13 protein-coding genes are annotated in these 13,310 nt (G+C 62.8%); 3 read left to right on the top strand and 10 right to left on the bottom strand.

Annotation, left to right across the window (positions count from 1 at the left end):
- Window positions 1-6: 6 nt before the first annotated feature.
- From IB272_RS09660 to IB272_RS09640, 5 genes are all read right to left on the bottom strand, one after another.
- Entirely contained in the window at window positions 7-831 is an 825-nt protein-coding gene (locus IB272_RS09660) for an inositol monophosphatase family protein (RefSeq protein WP_034794509.1), read from the bottom strand.
- The gene (gene ttcA / locus IB272_RS09655; protein WP_113135736.1) at window positions 828-1,709 is read right to left on the bottom strand and encodes a tRNA 2-thiocytidine(32) synthetase TtcA; all 882 of its coding nucleotides are present in this window, start codon (window positions 1,707-1,709) and stop codon (window positions 828-830) included. Before ttcA ends, IB272_RS09660 begins: the two co-directional genes overlap by 4 nt.
- A gap of 129 nt (window positions 1,710-1,838) precedes the next feature.
- Entirely contained in the window at window positions 1,839-2,786 is a 948-nt protein-coding gene (locus tag IB272_RS09650; RefSeq protein WP_034794526.1) for a glutaminase, read from the bottom strand.
- A 153-nt stretch (window positions 2,787-2,939) separates the two neighbouring features.
- Window positions 2,940-3,557: a 30S ribosomal protein S4 gene (rpsD, locus tag IB272_RS09645; protein WP_034794529.1), complete on the bottom strand. Its 618-nt coding sequence runs from the start codon at window positions 3,555-3,557 to the stop codon at window positions 2,940-2,942.
- Between the two features lie 227 nt (window positions 3,558-3,784).
- Window positions 3,785-4,312, bottom strand: a complete 528-nt coding sequence (locus IB272_RS09640; RefSeq protein WP_060585083.1) for a MarR family transcriptional regulator — start codon at window positions 4,310-4,312, stop codon at window positions 3,785-3,787.
- 117 nt (window positions 4,313-4,429) lie between these two features.
- Between IB272_RS09640 and IB272_RS09635 the strand changes: the two genes are divergently transcribed.
- The gene (locus IB272_RS09635; RefSeq protein ID WP_034794649.1) at window positions 4,430-4,765 is read left to right on the top strand and encodes a cupin domain-containing protein; all 336 of its coding nucleotides are present in this window, start codon (window positions 4,430-4,432) and stop codon (window positions 4,763-4,765) included.
- 77 nt (window positions 4,766-4,842) lie between these two features.
- Here the strand turns inward: IB272_RS09635 and IB272_RS09630 are convergent, their stop codons facing one another.
- Window positions 4,843-6,360, bottom strand: a complete 1,518-nt coding sequence (locus IB272_RS09630; RefSeq protein WP_060585081.1) for an ATP-binding protein — start codon at window positions 6,358-6,360, stop codon at window positions 4,843-4,845.
- A 295-nt stretch (window positions 6,361-6,655) separates the two neighbouring features.
- Here IB272_RS09630 and IB272_RS09625 point away from each other — a divergent pair, with 295 nt between their 5' ends.
- Complete coding sequence (locus IB272_RS09625; RefSeq protein ID WP_162733012.1) at window positions 6,656-6,850, top strand: hypothetical protein; 195 nt, start codon at window positions 6,656-6,658, stop codon at window positions 6,848-6,850.
- Window positions 6,851-6,883: 33 nt separating this feature from the next.
- Here the strand turns inward: IB272_RS09625 and murI are convergent, their stop codons facing one another.
- The 3 genes from murI to IB272_RS09610 all read right to left on the bottom strand — a co-directional run bounded on the left by murI (window position 6,884) and on the right by IB272_RS09610 (window position 10,587).
- Complete coding sequence (murI, locus tag IB272_RS09620) at window positions 6,884-7,729, bottom strand: glutamate racemase (protein ID WP_060585077.1); 846 nt, start codon at window positions 7,727-7,729, stop codon at window positions 6,884-6,886.
- Complete coding sequence (locus IB272_RS09615; protein ID WP_060520734.1) at window positions 7,716-8,546, bottom strand: RNA methyltransferase; 831 nt, start codon at window positions 8,544-8,546, stop codon at window positions 7,716-7,718. The genes murI and IB272_RS09615 overlap by 14 nt, the downstream gene beginning before the upstream one ends.
- A gap of 64 nt (window positions 8,547-8,610) precedes the next feature.
- Window positions 8,611-10,587, bottom strand: coding sequence for an FUSC family protein (locus IB272_RS09610; protein WP_060585075.1), 1,977 nt, complete (start codon window positions 10,585-10,587; stop codon window positions 8,611-8,613).
- A 278-nt stretch (window positions 10,588-10,865) separates the two neighbouring features.
- Here IB272_RS09610 and IB272_RS09605 point away from each other — a divergent pair, with 278 nt between their 5' ends.
- Window positions 10,866-12,080, top strand: coding sequence for an NADP-dependent isocitrate dehydrogenase (locus IB272_RS09605; RefSeq protein ID WP_034794552.1), 1,215 nt, complete (start codon window positions 10,866-10,868; stop codon window positions 12,078-12,080).
- 151 nt (window positions 12,081-12,231) lie between these two features.
- On the opposite strand, the gene IB272_RS09600 is transcribed toward IB272_RS09605, so the two are convergent.
- Window positions 12,232-13,227, bottom strand: coding sequence for a carbon-nitrogen hydrolase family protein (locus tag IB272_RS09600; protein ID WP_060585073.1), 996 nt, complete (start codon window positions 13,225-13,227; stop codon window positions 12,232-12,234).
- Window positions 13,228-13,310 lie beyond the last annotated feature (83 nt).

Below are 13,310 nucleotides of genomic sequence, written 5' to 3'. Positions count from 1 at the left end.
AACGGCTCAGACCGTGAAGACCTCGCGGCGCAGCGTCTCCCAGCTCTCCTTGTCGGTGGCAAGCAGCAGGCCACCATTGAGATGCGACGGCAGATAGGGCGAGCCGTCGAAGCGGGCGGCATAGGCGCCGGCTTCCTGCGAAATCAGCGTGCCGGCCAGGTGGTCCCACGGCATCAGCTTCTGGTACATCAGGAAGTGGATGTGACCGCCGGCAAGCATGCGATATTCATGCGCGGCGCAGCGGTAGCTGGTGGCGATGCGAACCTTGGCCATGTTGGCCATGACTTCGCGGCGTGCTTCCTGCTTGTAAAAACCGGTCGAGGCACCGCCGACCATGGCCTCGAGCGGCACGCCTGCGGTGACCGACAGGCGCTCCTGCGATCCATTGGCGCGGCACATCCAGGCGCCGGAGCCCTTCTCGGCGATCACCCAGTCGTTGCCGAGCGGATCATAGATGATGCCGGCAACCGTCTCGCCCTTGGCGACGACGCTTGCCATAACGCCGAAGAGCGGCACGCCGGCGGCGAAATTGAAGGTGCCGTCGATCGGGTCGACGACGACGGCGAGATCGGCATCGGCGAGCTTGTCGAGCAGCGCCGGGTCGGCCGCAACCGATTCTTCGCCGACGAAAAGTGCGCCCGGCGCGACGTCTTCGATGCGTGCCTTGATCAGCCGTTCGGCCGCTTCGTCGCCTTCGGTCACGAGGTCGATCGCTTCCGATTTCACCCTGACGTCGCCGGCTTCAAGATTGCGGAACCGCGGCAGGATCTCTTTGACCGCCGCTTCCTGCAGCAGATTGGCAAGGCCGGCAATGTCGACGGAATGGCTCATTCTTTGGGCTCCGGTGTGAGGGACTGGAAATCGAACAGCTTGGGATCGAGCAGGTGCGACGGGTTCACGTGGCCAAGCGCGCGCAGCATCGTGTCCTTGCGGCCCGGCATGCGTCGCTCAATATCGGCCAGCATCACCTTCATCGCATTGCGCTCGAGGCCGTCCTGCGAGCCGCAGAGGTCGCACGGGATGATCGGAAACTCCATGGCCGCCGCGAACTTGGCGAGATCGTCCTCGGCCGCATAGGCGAGTGGCCGAAGCAGCATCAGGTCGCCCTCGTCGTTCAAGAGCTTTGCCGGCATCGAAGCCAGCCGGCCGCCGTGGAAGAAGTTCATGAAGAAGGTTTCGAGAATGTCCTCGCGGTGGTGGCCGAGCACCAGCGCGTCGCAGCCCTCTTCACGGGCGATGCGATAGAGGTTGCCGCGGCGCAGCCGCGAACAGAGCGAACAGTAGGTCGCCCCCGTCGGCACCTTCTCTTTCACGATCGAGTAGGTGTCGCGATACTCGATGCGATGCTTGACGCCGATCGATGCCAGGTATTCCGGCAGGATGTGCTTGGGGAAGTTCGGCTGGCCCTGGTCGAGGTTGCAGGCAATGAGCTCCACCGGCAGCAGCCCGCGCCATTGCAGGTCCATGAGCAGCGCCAGCAGGCTGTAGCTGTCCTTGCCGCCGGAAAGGCCGATCAGCCAGCGCTTGGCGCCCTTCAGCATGCCGAAGTCGTCGAGCGCCTGGCGGGTCTGGCGAAGAAGGCGCTTGCGCAGCTTGTTAAACGAGACGGAGGACGGCATACGGCTGAACAACGGATGCGCGCCGGCGTCGATTTCGGTCTCAAAAATGGTTTCGGCCTGGTCTTGCGACGCGTTGAGCGAAAGGTCCATGGCGGGGATCCTGTGCGGCAGGCAGGCGCAACCGGCGCCCGGCTAATCTTGGGCCAGCACTTGCCTGCTCCAGCCGTCAAGATCAAGGGAAATCGGCCGCACCGTGCAGATCGCCCTAGTCGGAGGAGTTCAGGGACCGAAGACCGACCAGCCAGTGCGCGCCGCGAGCATTTCGAGCGCCAGCGATCCGAGCAGCGAATTGCCGTTTTCGTTGAGGCCAGGCGACCAGACGGCAACCGACGCCTTGCCAGGCGCCACCGCCAGAATGCCGCCGCCAACGCCGCTCTTTCCCGGCAGGCCGACGCGATAGGCAAAATCGCCCGAGCCGTCATAGTGGCCGCAGGTCAGCATCAGTGCGTTGATGCGCCGCGCCCGCTGGCGCGAGACGACGTTATGGCCGGTCAGCGGATTGCTGCCGCCGGCGGCCAGAAACAGCCCGGCTTTCGCAAGCTGGCTGCAGGTCATGGAAAGCGCGCAGTGATGGAAATAGACGCCGAGCACGTGGTCGACGGGGTGGTCGAGCTTGCCGAAGGAGCGCATGAAATTGGCAAGCGCGAAGTTCCGATAACCGGTGGCCGTCTCCGAACGCGCGACCTCATGGTCGATGACGATCTGGTCGTCGTCGGCGAGATAACGGACGAACTGCACGATCTCGCCGATCAGTTCCCGCGGCGTATGGCCGGCAAGGATCAGGTCGCTGATGGTGATGGCGCCGGCATTGATGAAGGGGTTGCGCGGCTTTCCGCCCTCTTGCTCGAGCTGGACGATCGAGTTGAAGGCGGAGCCTGAGGGCTCGCGGCCGACACGGTGCCAGATGTTCTCGCCGTGCTTGCCGAGCGCCAGCGTCAGCGTGAAAACCTTGGAAACGCTCTGGATCGAGAACGGCACCTCGGCATCGCCGACGCGATAGATCTGGCCGCCTGTGGTCACGATCGCCATGCCGAAATGCTTGGCGTCGACGCGCGCGAGCTGCGGAATGTAGTCGGCGACCTTGCCCTGGCCGAACCGGGGGCTCAGCTCCCGATGAATGTCGTCGATGATCGCCTGCAGATCCTGCGGCTTCTGCTCTTCGGGCATCGGGCTTCCCTCTTGGTCATCGCTTTCGGATCGAGGCGACGATAAGGCGCTTATTCGCTGGGGTCCGCGGTAGCGCGGATGCTGATCGGCACTGACAAAAAAGCCGCCCGTTTCCGGGCGGCTTTCGAAGTATCACAAGGCGAGAGCCTCGGATTAACGCGAATAGAATTCGACGACCAGGTGCGGTTCCATGACGACGGCGTAAGGCACGTCGGAGAGAACCGGTACGCGGACGAAGGTCGCGACCATCTTGTTGTGATCAGCTTCGATGTAATCCGGAACGTCGCGTTCAGCGAGCGAAACCGATTCGAGAACGGTTACGAGCTGCTTGGACTTTTCCTTGACTTCGATGACGTCGCCCGGCTTGCAACGGTAGGAACCGATGTTGACGCGGACGCCGTTGACCTTGACGTGGCCGTGGTTGACGAACTGACGGGCAGCAAAGACCGTCGGAACGAACTTGGCGCGGTAGACGATCGCGTCGAGGCGCGATTCGAGCAGGCCGATCAGGTTTTCCGGGGTGTCACCCTTGCGGCGGTCAGCTTCGGCGAAGATCGCGCGGAACTGCTTCTCGCGGATGTCGCCGTAGTAGCCCTTGAGCTTCTGCTTGGCGCGCAGCTGTACACCGAAGTCCGAGAGCTTGGACTTGCGGCGCTGGCCGTGCTGGCCCGGGCCGTATTCGCGGCGGTTTACCGGGGACTTCGGACGGCCCCAGATGTTTTCGCCCATACGGCGGTCAATTTTGTACTTGGACGATTCGCGCTTGCTCATCGCATTTCCTTTCAAATAGTTACACCGGCCTGTTTCCAAACCGGATCAAGGAAACACGCCCTCCTCTGAACCCATTTTCGGGGCTCTGACAGGTTTCTCACGATCACGCAGACGGAGAAGCCACGGGACATGTCAAATGAAACACCGGACATTTCTGCCCGGCGTTGGGGCGGCTTTAGTGGGTCCAGCCCCTGTTGTCAAACAAAATCGTGACAAACAGCCGTTGATCAGGCCGGACCACTCGGTGGCGCTTGCTCCAACGAAATCAGCAGTTTCCTGAGGAGCGCCGCCAGCGCCGTGCGGTCTTGCTTGCTCAGCACCTCGAGGTAGCGCGACTCGCTCGCCATGTCGGCGCGAAAGGCGGTTTCCGCAAGGGCTATTCCCTTTTCCGTCAGCCCGACGACGCTGCTGCGGCCGTCGGACGCCGAGCGTTCCCGCTGGATCAATCCTGCCTTCTGCAACCGGTCGAGCCGGTGCGTCAGTCCACCGGACGAAATCATCAGCAGCGTATAGAGATCCGTCGGCGTCAGCCGGTAAGGCGGGCCGGATCGCCGCAGCGTCGAGATCACGTCGAACTCGCCGCGGTCGATGCCGAAAGAGGCGAAGGTCTCCTCGATCGAGGGGCGCACCAGATTGGAAAGCCGGTAGGCGCGCCCGAGGATGGCCATAGGCTCGGTATTCAGGTCGGGCAGTTCGGCCGCCCACTGCGCTTGCAGACGGTCCACATGGTCCCTTCCCTCATTCTCATTCTGCATCGTTCACCTCGGCATCGGTCAATATATCTTGACGAGAAGATAGTTTCGGGTAATATCTTCTCGTGAAGATAATTCATTCCCATTGGGAAGCCAACCCGGACGACGATGGAGGCCAGCATGTTTCATGTCATTCCCCTTACAGAACAGAAGCAGAGCCCAAACCGCACGATCCTGTTTGAAGGTGGGCAATTCGGCACGCCGATCTCGCTGTTCCTGATGGATGCCGAGCCTGGCCAGGGGCCTGCCCTTCACGTTCATCCCTATCCGGAAACATGGATCGTGCACTCGGGCGAAGCGGAGTTCACCGTCGGAGAGCAGAAGATCATGGGTAAGGCCGGCGATATCATCGTCGTCGATCCGGAGACGCCGCACCGCTTCGTCAATACCGGCACCGGCCGCCTGCAGATGACCTGCATCCACGCGTCCGATCACGTCATCCAGGAATGGGTCTGACGCCACGACACCGTAACGCGCCAGCGCCGTCTGAGCGTGGTCGGAATAGCTGATGCCTTTACGCGAAAGGTCGAGGTTCACTCAGCCGCAGCGGCAGCCGCAGCCGTCACATCCGGCCCGTTGGCGTCGCCTGGAGCGGTCTCGCTGCCAAGGTCCGGGAACGCGACGATACGCTTTCCAGCAAAATCCGCATGGATGACGATCAACCCATGCTCCTCGAAGTAGCCGAGCAGACGGCGGGCCCGCCTTGCGGAGTGCGTGCCATAGGCGCGCGCGATCATCGCGTCGGAAGGGCACGGCAGGCCGCGGACGGCCGCCTGCGCCATCATCAGGAACACGGCCTGCAAGTCCTCGGTAACGCGATCGGCAAGCTGCAAGGCCTGCGCCCAGGATTCTGTTCCCGCCGTCTCCGCGTCGATGCCGGAGCGCGCGACGGCCATCTTGCGGCGGAAGGCGCTCAGCGACAGGGCTGCACCGGATGGCAGCCGACGAATGCGGCATCGCACCAGAAAATCCTGGAACAGTTCTGCATCGGGGCGGAAGGCTGCTTCCGGATTGCTGAGGATTTCGACAAAGACGCTGTCGAGCAGGCTCTCTTTTTCCTCGGCGGAAAGTTCCGGCTGCGCCTGCCTTGCCTCGACCGGCGCGGCAGGCTCGGGCCGCGGGCGGGAGAGCTCGGCCAGGATGTCGGTCGTCGGGCGCGGCGGCGCAACGGCGCGGCGCATGATCGGCCGCGTCAGCTCCTCCGGATCCGGCGTGAAGATCAGATCCTCGACGTCCTGCGGCGCCTCGGGCAGCGGCATCAGCTTCGGGCTCGTCGAGCGCGCCGAGGTCTCGACCGCGCCGATCGTCACCTTGAGCGGCCGGCGCGACAGCGCCGGGCCAAGCGCGACGAAGGAACCGCGCTTGAGGTCGCGGAACATTTCCGCCGTGCGCCGGTCCATACCGAGCAGATCGGCGGCGCGCAGCATGTCGATGTCGAGGAAGGTGCGGCCCATCAGGAAGTTCGAGGCTTCCGCCGCCACGTTCTTGGCGAGCTTCGCCAGGCGCTGCGTGGCGATCACTCCGGCAAGGCCGCGTTTGCGGCCGCGGCACATCAGGTTGGTCATGGCGCCGAGCGAAATCTTGCGCACCTCTTCGGTGACGTCGCCGGCAACCGACGGCGCAAACATCTGCGCCTCGTCGACGACGACCAGCACCGGATACCAGAACTCGCGATCCGCATCGAACATGGCGTTCAGGAACACGCCGGCATTGCGCATCTGCTGCTCGATATCGAGACCTTCAAGCGAGAGCACGCAGGAAACACGATGCTGGCGAATGCGGTTGGCAATGCCGATCAGCTCGGCGTCGGTGCGTTCACCCTCGACCACGACATGGCCGAACTTGTCGGCGAGCGTGACGAAATCACCCTCAGGGTCGATGATGCACTGCTGCACCCAGGGCGCGGACTGTTCCAGCAGCCGGCGCAACAGATGCGACTTGCCCGAACCGGAATTGCCCTGCACCAAGAGACGGGTGGCCAGAAGCTCCTCGATATCGAGCGAGGCCGATGTCCCTTCGGACGTCGCTCCCATGTCGATGCCGACCTTCATTTCCACCTCGTCATGTTAAATCTTACGCAGGTCCGGATGCGATACCGTTGCGCACTGTGCCTGAATACTCTTGATTGATTCTCGATCACGCGGAGACCGCCTATCGGGCGACACCTAGCACGGATTTCCCGGAAATCCTGCCGTCGGCGCACATAACCCACAGGGAATACGCTTAGGAAAGTCTCCTTGGAAGAGGACCGGATGTAGAATTTGGCGGTCACAATATAAAGTTGAATATCGTACTTTTGCGAGAAGGCACGGACGCCCATATGCGATTTGGTCGAAGCGATTTGCCGTGGCAGGTATGCAGCACCACGAAACAGCGCAGCAGATGGAACTGAACAATCTCGATCGCCGTATGCGCGATGCTTACAAGGACACGCAACGGGTCGCCGCGAAAGACGACGCCGAACGCGCCAGCCGCATGCGCTTTCGCGCCGCCTGCGTGCTAGCTGTTCTGATTGGCCTGTTGCTGGCGATCTTCTTTTAACCGTGCCGGCCATAGGAACGCATGAACGGGGCACTACCCGATCGCTTCGGCATGCCCTGCTCGCTTTTCCCCGATGGCATCAAGTGCCACCGTCAGGCCAAAGCCCTGCATCAGCCGCCGGGTGGCGAAATCCGGTTTGCCGGAGGTGAAGATCGCCGGGTCCTGGCCGTTCAGCGGCTCGAAGCCGTTTGGCTGCGGCACGAGCGAGCGCGCCCGTCTGGCAATCGCTTCGGCCGGATCCAGCCAGTCGACCGGCCAGGGTGCCAGCCTGCGGAAGACGTTCGCCATGAAGGGATAGTGGGTGCAGGCAAGCACGACGATATCGGTCTTCCTGCCGTCCATGTCGACAAAACACGGTGCGATCTCGGCTAGTACCGTTTCGTCGTCCAGTTTCTCGCCGCGGATATAGGCCTCCGCCATCTTGGCGAGGTTTTCGGAGCCGACGAGCCGCACATGGCATTGGCTGGCAAAGGACTGGATGAGATCGCGCGTATAGGCCCGCTTGACGGTACCCGGGGTCGCAAGCACCGAAACGAGGCCGGAGCGTGTGCGCTCTGCCGCCGGCTTGATCGCGGGCACCGTGCCCACAAAGGTCATCTGAGGAAAGGCCGCGCGAAGATCTGCGCCGACCAGCGTGAAGGCGGTGTTGCAGGCGATCACGCAAATTTCCGGATCATGCTCGGAAAGCAGCCGGCCGAAGAGCGCGATCACGCGCTCTTTCAGCGCCGCCTCTTCCCAGCCGCCATAGGGAAAGCCGGCATCGTCGGCGACATAGATGAAATGCCGCTCGGGCATCAGCACCCTCGCCTCACGCAGCACGGTCAAGCCACCGATGCCGCTGTCGAAGACGAGGATGGGTTTCAGTTCACTCGCTGTCACCTTTGTCTCGCGCTTTCCTGCTGTGTTCGCCCGGAGCGCCGGAGCCGCGCGGGTTTTCCCGCGTGAACCGGTCGAGCGAAGAAATGACGCCGCGCAGCACCTGGATTTCGGATTCGGTGAAGGACGGCCTGGTCAGAACCGCGCGCAGGTTCTCGACCAATTTCGGCTTTTTGTCGGCGGAGCGGAAGTAGTTGCGCGCCTCAAGCGCTTCCTCGACATGCTCGAACAGACCCTGCAGGTGTTCCTTGGTCGCCGGCCGCTGCTCGATCGCCTGGAACGAGGTCTGGTCCTCAGACTCCATGCCGGTCTTCAGCCACTCATAGGACATCAGAAGCACGGCCTGGGCGAGATTGAGCGAGGCGAAAGCGGGATTGACCGGAAAGGTCACGATCTCGTCGGCCAGAGCCACCTCTTCGTTGGTGAGGCCCGTGCGCTCGCGTCCGAACAGGATGCCGGTTTTCTCTCCGGTCTGGAAGCGCTGGCGGAGCGTGCGCGCCGCGACGATCGGCGAACGCACCGGCTTGTAGCCATCGCGGTCGCGGGCGGTCGTGGCATAGACGAAGTTGAGATCGGCGATCGCCTCTTCGACCGAACCATAGAGCTTGGCAGCGTCGATCACGTGGTCGGCACGGCTTGCGGCTGATCGTGCCTTTTCGCTCGGCCAGCCGTCGCGCGGATTGACGAGCCGAAGCTCCGCCAGGCCGAAATTCGCCATCGCGCGGGCGACCATACCAATGTTTTCGCCGAGCTGCGGATAGGCGAGAATGATCGCCGGTCCTTCCGCCAGAAGTTCGCGCTCGCTGTTCGTTCCTGCCATTTCCTTAGCCTTCGCCTTTCGTTCGGCGTTTCCCTTGCACAAATGCCGGCGAAATTAAAGTCCACTACAAATGAAGCCGGTTGAGAGACACCCCGATCATTTCCAGACCAAGCTCCGCATCATCCTTTGAAATCGGCAGGTGGCGATCGACCGGCGCACCGATCCGGCCGACCTGGTAGAAATAGGCCGAGGCCTTGTCGCGCACCGTCTGGACGAGCGCGAGATTGGCGTCGATGTCCGCCTTGAAATCGGTTCCTTCCAGCTCCGCATCCGTGCCGACACGCCGCGCGAAAACTCGTGCCCAGTAGGTGCACGCCATGAAGATCGCCAGCGCCTGTCGCACATGACCGGGACGCGTCACCAACTGCCAGGGAAGCCCGAGCGGCTTTGCGGCGGCGGCCAGGTCACGATAGGCGCGGTCGAGCGCCTGCGAGCGGGTAATGAGCACCAGACCCGATGCCCCGTCCCGCGCCGCCTGCAGCAGGCCCTTGAGTTCGTCGCACCAGGTTGCGACGGCGGCATCGAGCGTCGTGCGGGTGCGCGTCGGAAACACGACGAAGGCGACCGCCGCACCGGCGATCGAGCCTATCATGGTTTCCTCCAGGCGCAGTTGCAGCAGATGCGGGCTCAGCACGCCCATCAGGCTATAGACCAGCGACAGAACGACGGAGATGAAGAAGGTCATCGTCGCATAGGAGACAGCGAGGAAATAGAAGGCGAGAAAGACGCAAAGTGCGCTGAGCGGCAGCACCAGGTAGATATTGCCGGCTACCAGCGTGCCGACGATGATGCCGACCACAATGCCAAACAGGGTGCCGGCCGAGCGCTGCAGCGCCTTGACCGCCGTATCGCCGCGCGAGCGCGTGTTGGTGAAGACGAGAAACGCCGCAAGCACCGCCCAGAACCAACGTTCCCGCGACAGCATCAACCCGAACACCATGGCGATGCCCGAAGCGAGCGTGATCTGGATCGCCGCCTTCAAGGCGGGATCGTTCAGCGACGGCCTCCAGCGGGCGGCAACGCCGCTCAAGTGCAGTGGCGGCTCTTCCAGATCGGCCGGCGTCAGCTTTGCAAGGCTTCGGGCGAGCCTTTGCCGGACGTTGCGCAGCCACAGCAGCGCCTTCACCGTTTCTTCGCGGCGCGGAGCGGCATCGCCGAGCCGCGCGATCTCCGCGTCGATCCGCCCGCCGTCGCGCGCCACCATCGCCTCCACCAGTGCCGGCGGCGGCATCGATTGGAAGCTGACGACCATCACGCTTTCGGCCGCAAGATGCAGGTCGAAGAGGTTGATGACGAGGTCGGAGGTCGTAAGGCCGGGCTGCGGTTCCGGCCGCCGGTTTTCCGTCGGAATGAAGCTTTCGGCCATCAGCACCGCTTCCTTCAGCCGCTCTTCGGCCGCATGCAGCTGACGACGATCGGCCGGTGACAGAACGGGCTTGCGGGCGATCTCCGCCAGTTGCAGCAGCATCTGGTCGACGCGACGCTGCACGCTTGCGGTGGCGCGCAGGAGGTCGCGATAGCGATCATCCGGCAACAGCCGCGTGCGGACGAGATGCGCGACGGTGGCCGAGACCGCCGCCCCGAAGAACAGGGCCGGCAACTGATCGAGCGTTGGCCTCAGATAGGCGCCGGTGAAATAGGACATGAAGGCGAACATGCCGACGGCAAAACCTCGGGGGCCGAAGGAGCGGCCATAGACCGCGAGAAAGATGATCAGCAGGAAGACGACGTCGGAAACGTAGCGGTGATTCTCGAGAACCGACGCAAGCCCGACCATCGAAACGCCGACGAGGACCGCGATGATGCGGGTGAGCCGCTGGCCGGCAATGGTGCGATCGCGCACCGCCAGTCCCCCTTCGATCGACAGCGACGCCGCAAGCCCGAAGGCGGCCGGCGGCAGCGGTGCGACGAGGTAATGAAACGCCATCAGCAGCAGGATGGAAACGACGATCGTCGCGGTGATGCGCGAGGCCTGCCGCAGGCGGGAGAAGGCCGGATCGTTGGCAAGAAGCCAATCGCGCATACGGGAACGAAGTGCCATCGGAAGCCTTTGCCTGTCCCGCGGCCGCCTGTGGACGCGCGCCGCTTTCGCCGGTTCTTCCTGCATAGCGGCAGACGCGATCTTTGCAAGGCCGGCGCGACGAAAGCAGGCGTCGAAAAGCGGTGGCGAAGAGCCGTCCGAGGTGCGTCTCCACCTCCATCCAAAGTTTCAGCCAAGCATGCTTTGCCTTGTCGGTTCTGAGTGCTATAGGGCACAGGATTTTTCAGAGAGGAAGGGACATCGCTCCCGCTGTCCCGCATAAGCTACGAGGCATATTCATGGCAAAGATCAAGGTCGCCAATCCGGTCGTCGAACTCGACGGCGATGAGATGACCCGCATCATCTGGCAGTTCATCAAGGACAAGCTGATCCATCCCTACCTCGACGTCGATCTGGAATATTACGACCTCAGCGTCGAAAACCGCGATGCTACTGAAGACCAGGTAACGATCGACGCCGCCAACGCGATCAAGAAGCACGGCGTCGGCGTCAAGTGCGCCACGATCACGCCGGATGAAGCCCGCGTCGAGGAGTTCAAGCTGAAGAAGATGTGGAAGTCGCCGAACGGCACGATCCGCAACATCCTCGGCGGCGTCATCTTCCGCGAGCCGATCATCTGCAAGAACGTTCCGCGCCTGGTTCCGGGCTGGACCAAGCCGATCATCGTCGGCCGTCACGCCTTCGGCGACCAGTACCGCGCCACCGACTTCAAGTTCCCGGGCAAGGGCAAGCTGACGATGAAGTTCGTCGGCGAAGACGGCAAGGAAATCGAATACGACGTCTTCGACGCACCGTCGGCCGGCGTTGCCATGGGTATGTACAACCTGGACGATTCGATCACCGAATTCGCGCGCGCTTCGTTCAACTACGGTATCCAGCGCAAGGTTCCGGTGTACCTGTCGACCAAGAACACCATCCTCAAGGTCTATGACGGTCGCTTCAAGGACATCTTCCAGCAGGTCTTCGACGCCGAATTCGCCGAGAAGTTCAAGGAACTGAAGATCTGGTACGAACACCGCCTGATCGACGACATGGTCGCCTCGGCCCTGAAGTGGTCCGGCGGCTACGTCTGGGCATGCAAGAACTACGACGGCGACGTGCAGTCGGACATCGTCGCCCAGGGCTTCGGCTCGCTCGGCCTGATGACCTCGGTCCTGATGACGCCGGATGGCAAGACGGTTGAAGCCGAAGCCGCGCACGGCACCGTTACCCGCCACTACCGCCAGCACCAGAAGGGTGAAGAAACCTCGACCAACTCGATCGCCTCGATCTTTGCCTGGACCCGTGGGCTCGCTCATCGCGCCAAGCTCGACGGCAATGCCGAACTCGCAAAGTTCTCCGAAACGCTTGAGAAGGTCTGCGTCGACACCGTCGAAGCCGGCTTCATGACCAAGGACCTGGCGCTCCTCATCGGTCCCGATCAGCCGTGGCTCTCGACCACCGGCTTCCTCGACAAGATCGACGAGAACCTGCAGAAGGCCATGGCTGCCTGATAGGCTCCAGTCGAAGAGACAACGAAACCCGGCCTCGCGCCGGGTTTCTTTTTTGGACCAATCAAAATTCCGGAACGCGGATCGGCGCCGGACTGCAGCCGGTACGCGCACGACCTCAAGGCGAGCACGGCCATGCTACCGGCAGCGACTGCTAGAACATGTCGCGGCTGCTGCTGCGCGGATCGTCGCTGACGATATGCGGGTCGTAGATCCCGCCTCTCGCGCTCCGGCGCCATGGCCGGGCCGGATCGACGGGGTCCCTGCCGATATCCGCCACGACGATCGATGGTCCATCCCCGCTGCATCGGGCCGCCCATTGCCCGTCGGGCGAAACAATCCCTGAAGGAGCCGTCAGGCCGGGCTGCGCGAGAACCGCAAAACTCGCCCAATAGCGATTGATCGAAGCGTGCCCCTGCACCTCGGCGGCAAAGGCAATGTCGTTCGCCAGAGCGCCGCCGGAGGTCGAAAACAGCACGCAATCGACGTTCAGCTGTTCGTATTCGCCGAAAATCTCGGGAAAGTGGCACTCGATGCCGAGCGCGCAGCCGAAGCGGACGCCGTCGACCTCGAACGTCAAAGGGATCGTTCCGGGCGTGTACATGAACGAGACCTTGGTGTTCGACAGCATGCGCTCGTCGTAGCGTGTCGCGACCGCCCCCTTGTCCGAGATCACATAGAGGCTGTTGTGCGGGCGATGCGGTTCGGTGAGCTTGTGAACGGATCCAAGGACCGTCCATAGGCCGAGGTCCCGCGCCAACGTCCGTATGGCATCAAGCTCTTTGCGCAGAACCGTCCACTCGAAACGGCGCCAATCGGACTGGCCTATTTCGCGCGGACCGATCGTCGACATGATGCGCTTGTTCGGAAAGCACGTTGCGCCCTCCGGGAAATGCAGCACCCGCGCGCCGGCCCGATGCGCCTCCCGCATCAGGTGTCGGATCCCTTCGCCGGCGTGGTGAAGGGCCGCCGCATCGCGGGGATCGTCGAAATAGCCGGATTGCGCCACGGCCAGGCGCAGCAATCTTGGTTGCGCCACCAAGTCTTCCGCCGAAGCCTGGCGAAGATGCATGAGTGCAGTCGTATAGGATTCGCCGGTCTTGGCGGCACGGGCGCGCACGCGCCGTTTGAAATTTCGGTTTTCAGTCATCACAGGGCCTTTCGCGTCTCGGGCAAGTTCCCCAGCAACCGGACCCGAAACGGTGGGACCGAGATTGCGACCCGAGACTGAAG

Source organism: Ensifer sp. ENS08 (assembly GCF_014852195.1).
GTDB lineage: Bacteria > Pseudomonadota > Alphaproteobacteria > Rhizobiales > Rhizobiaceae > Ensifer > Ensifer adhaerens.
The sequence above is the reverse complement of the archived record's forward strand: the minus strand, read 5'-3'. Positions and strand labels throughout refer to the sequence as shown.

Coding starts and splice junctions, on each gene's coding strand:
- IB272_RS09660 (WP_034794509.1), bottom strand. CDS start 831: ATGAGCCATTCCGTCGACATTGCCGGCCTTGCCAATCTGCTGCAGGAA.
- ttcA (WP_113135736.1), bottom strand. CDS start 1,709: ATGGACCTTTCGCTCAACGCGTCGCAAGACCAGGCCGAAACCATTTTT.
- IB272_RS09650 (WP_034794526.1), bottom strand. CDS start 2,786: ATGCCCGAAGAGCAGAAGCCGCAGGATCTGCAGGCGATCATCGACGAC.
- rpsD (WP_034794529.1), bottom strand. CDS start 3,557: ATGAGCAAGCGCGAATCGTCCAAGTACAAAATTGACCGCCGTATGGGC.
- IB272_RS09640 (WP_060585083.1), bottom strand. CDS start 4,312: ATGCAGAATGAGAATGAGGGAAGGGACCATGTGGACCGTCTGCAAGCG.
- IB272_RS09635 (WP_034794649.1), top strand. CDS start 4,430: ATGTTTCATGTCATTCCCCTTACAGAACAGAAGCAGAGCCCAAACCGC.
- IB272_RS09630 (WP_060585081.1), bottom strand. CDS start 6,360: ATGAAGGTCGGCATCGACATGGGAGCGACGTCCGAAGGGACATCGGCC.
- IB272_RS09615 (WP_060520734.1), bottom strand. CDS start 8,546: ATGGCAGGAACGAACAGCGAGCGCGAACTTCTGGCGGAAGGACCGGCG.
- IB272_RS09610 (WP_060585075.1), bottom strand. CDS start 10,587: ATGGCACTTCGTTCCCGTATGCGCGATTGGCTTCTTGCCAACGATCCG.
- IB272_RS09605 (WP_034794552.1), top strand. CDS start 10,866: ATGGCAAAGATCAAGGTCGCCAATCCGGTCGTCGAACTCGACGGCGAT.
- IB272_RS09600 (WP_060585073.1), bottom strand. CDS start 13,227: ATGACTGAAAACCGAAATTTCAAACGGCGCGTGCGCGCCCGTGCCGCC.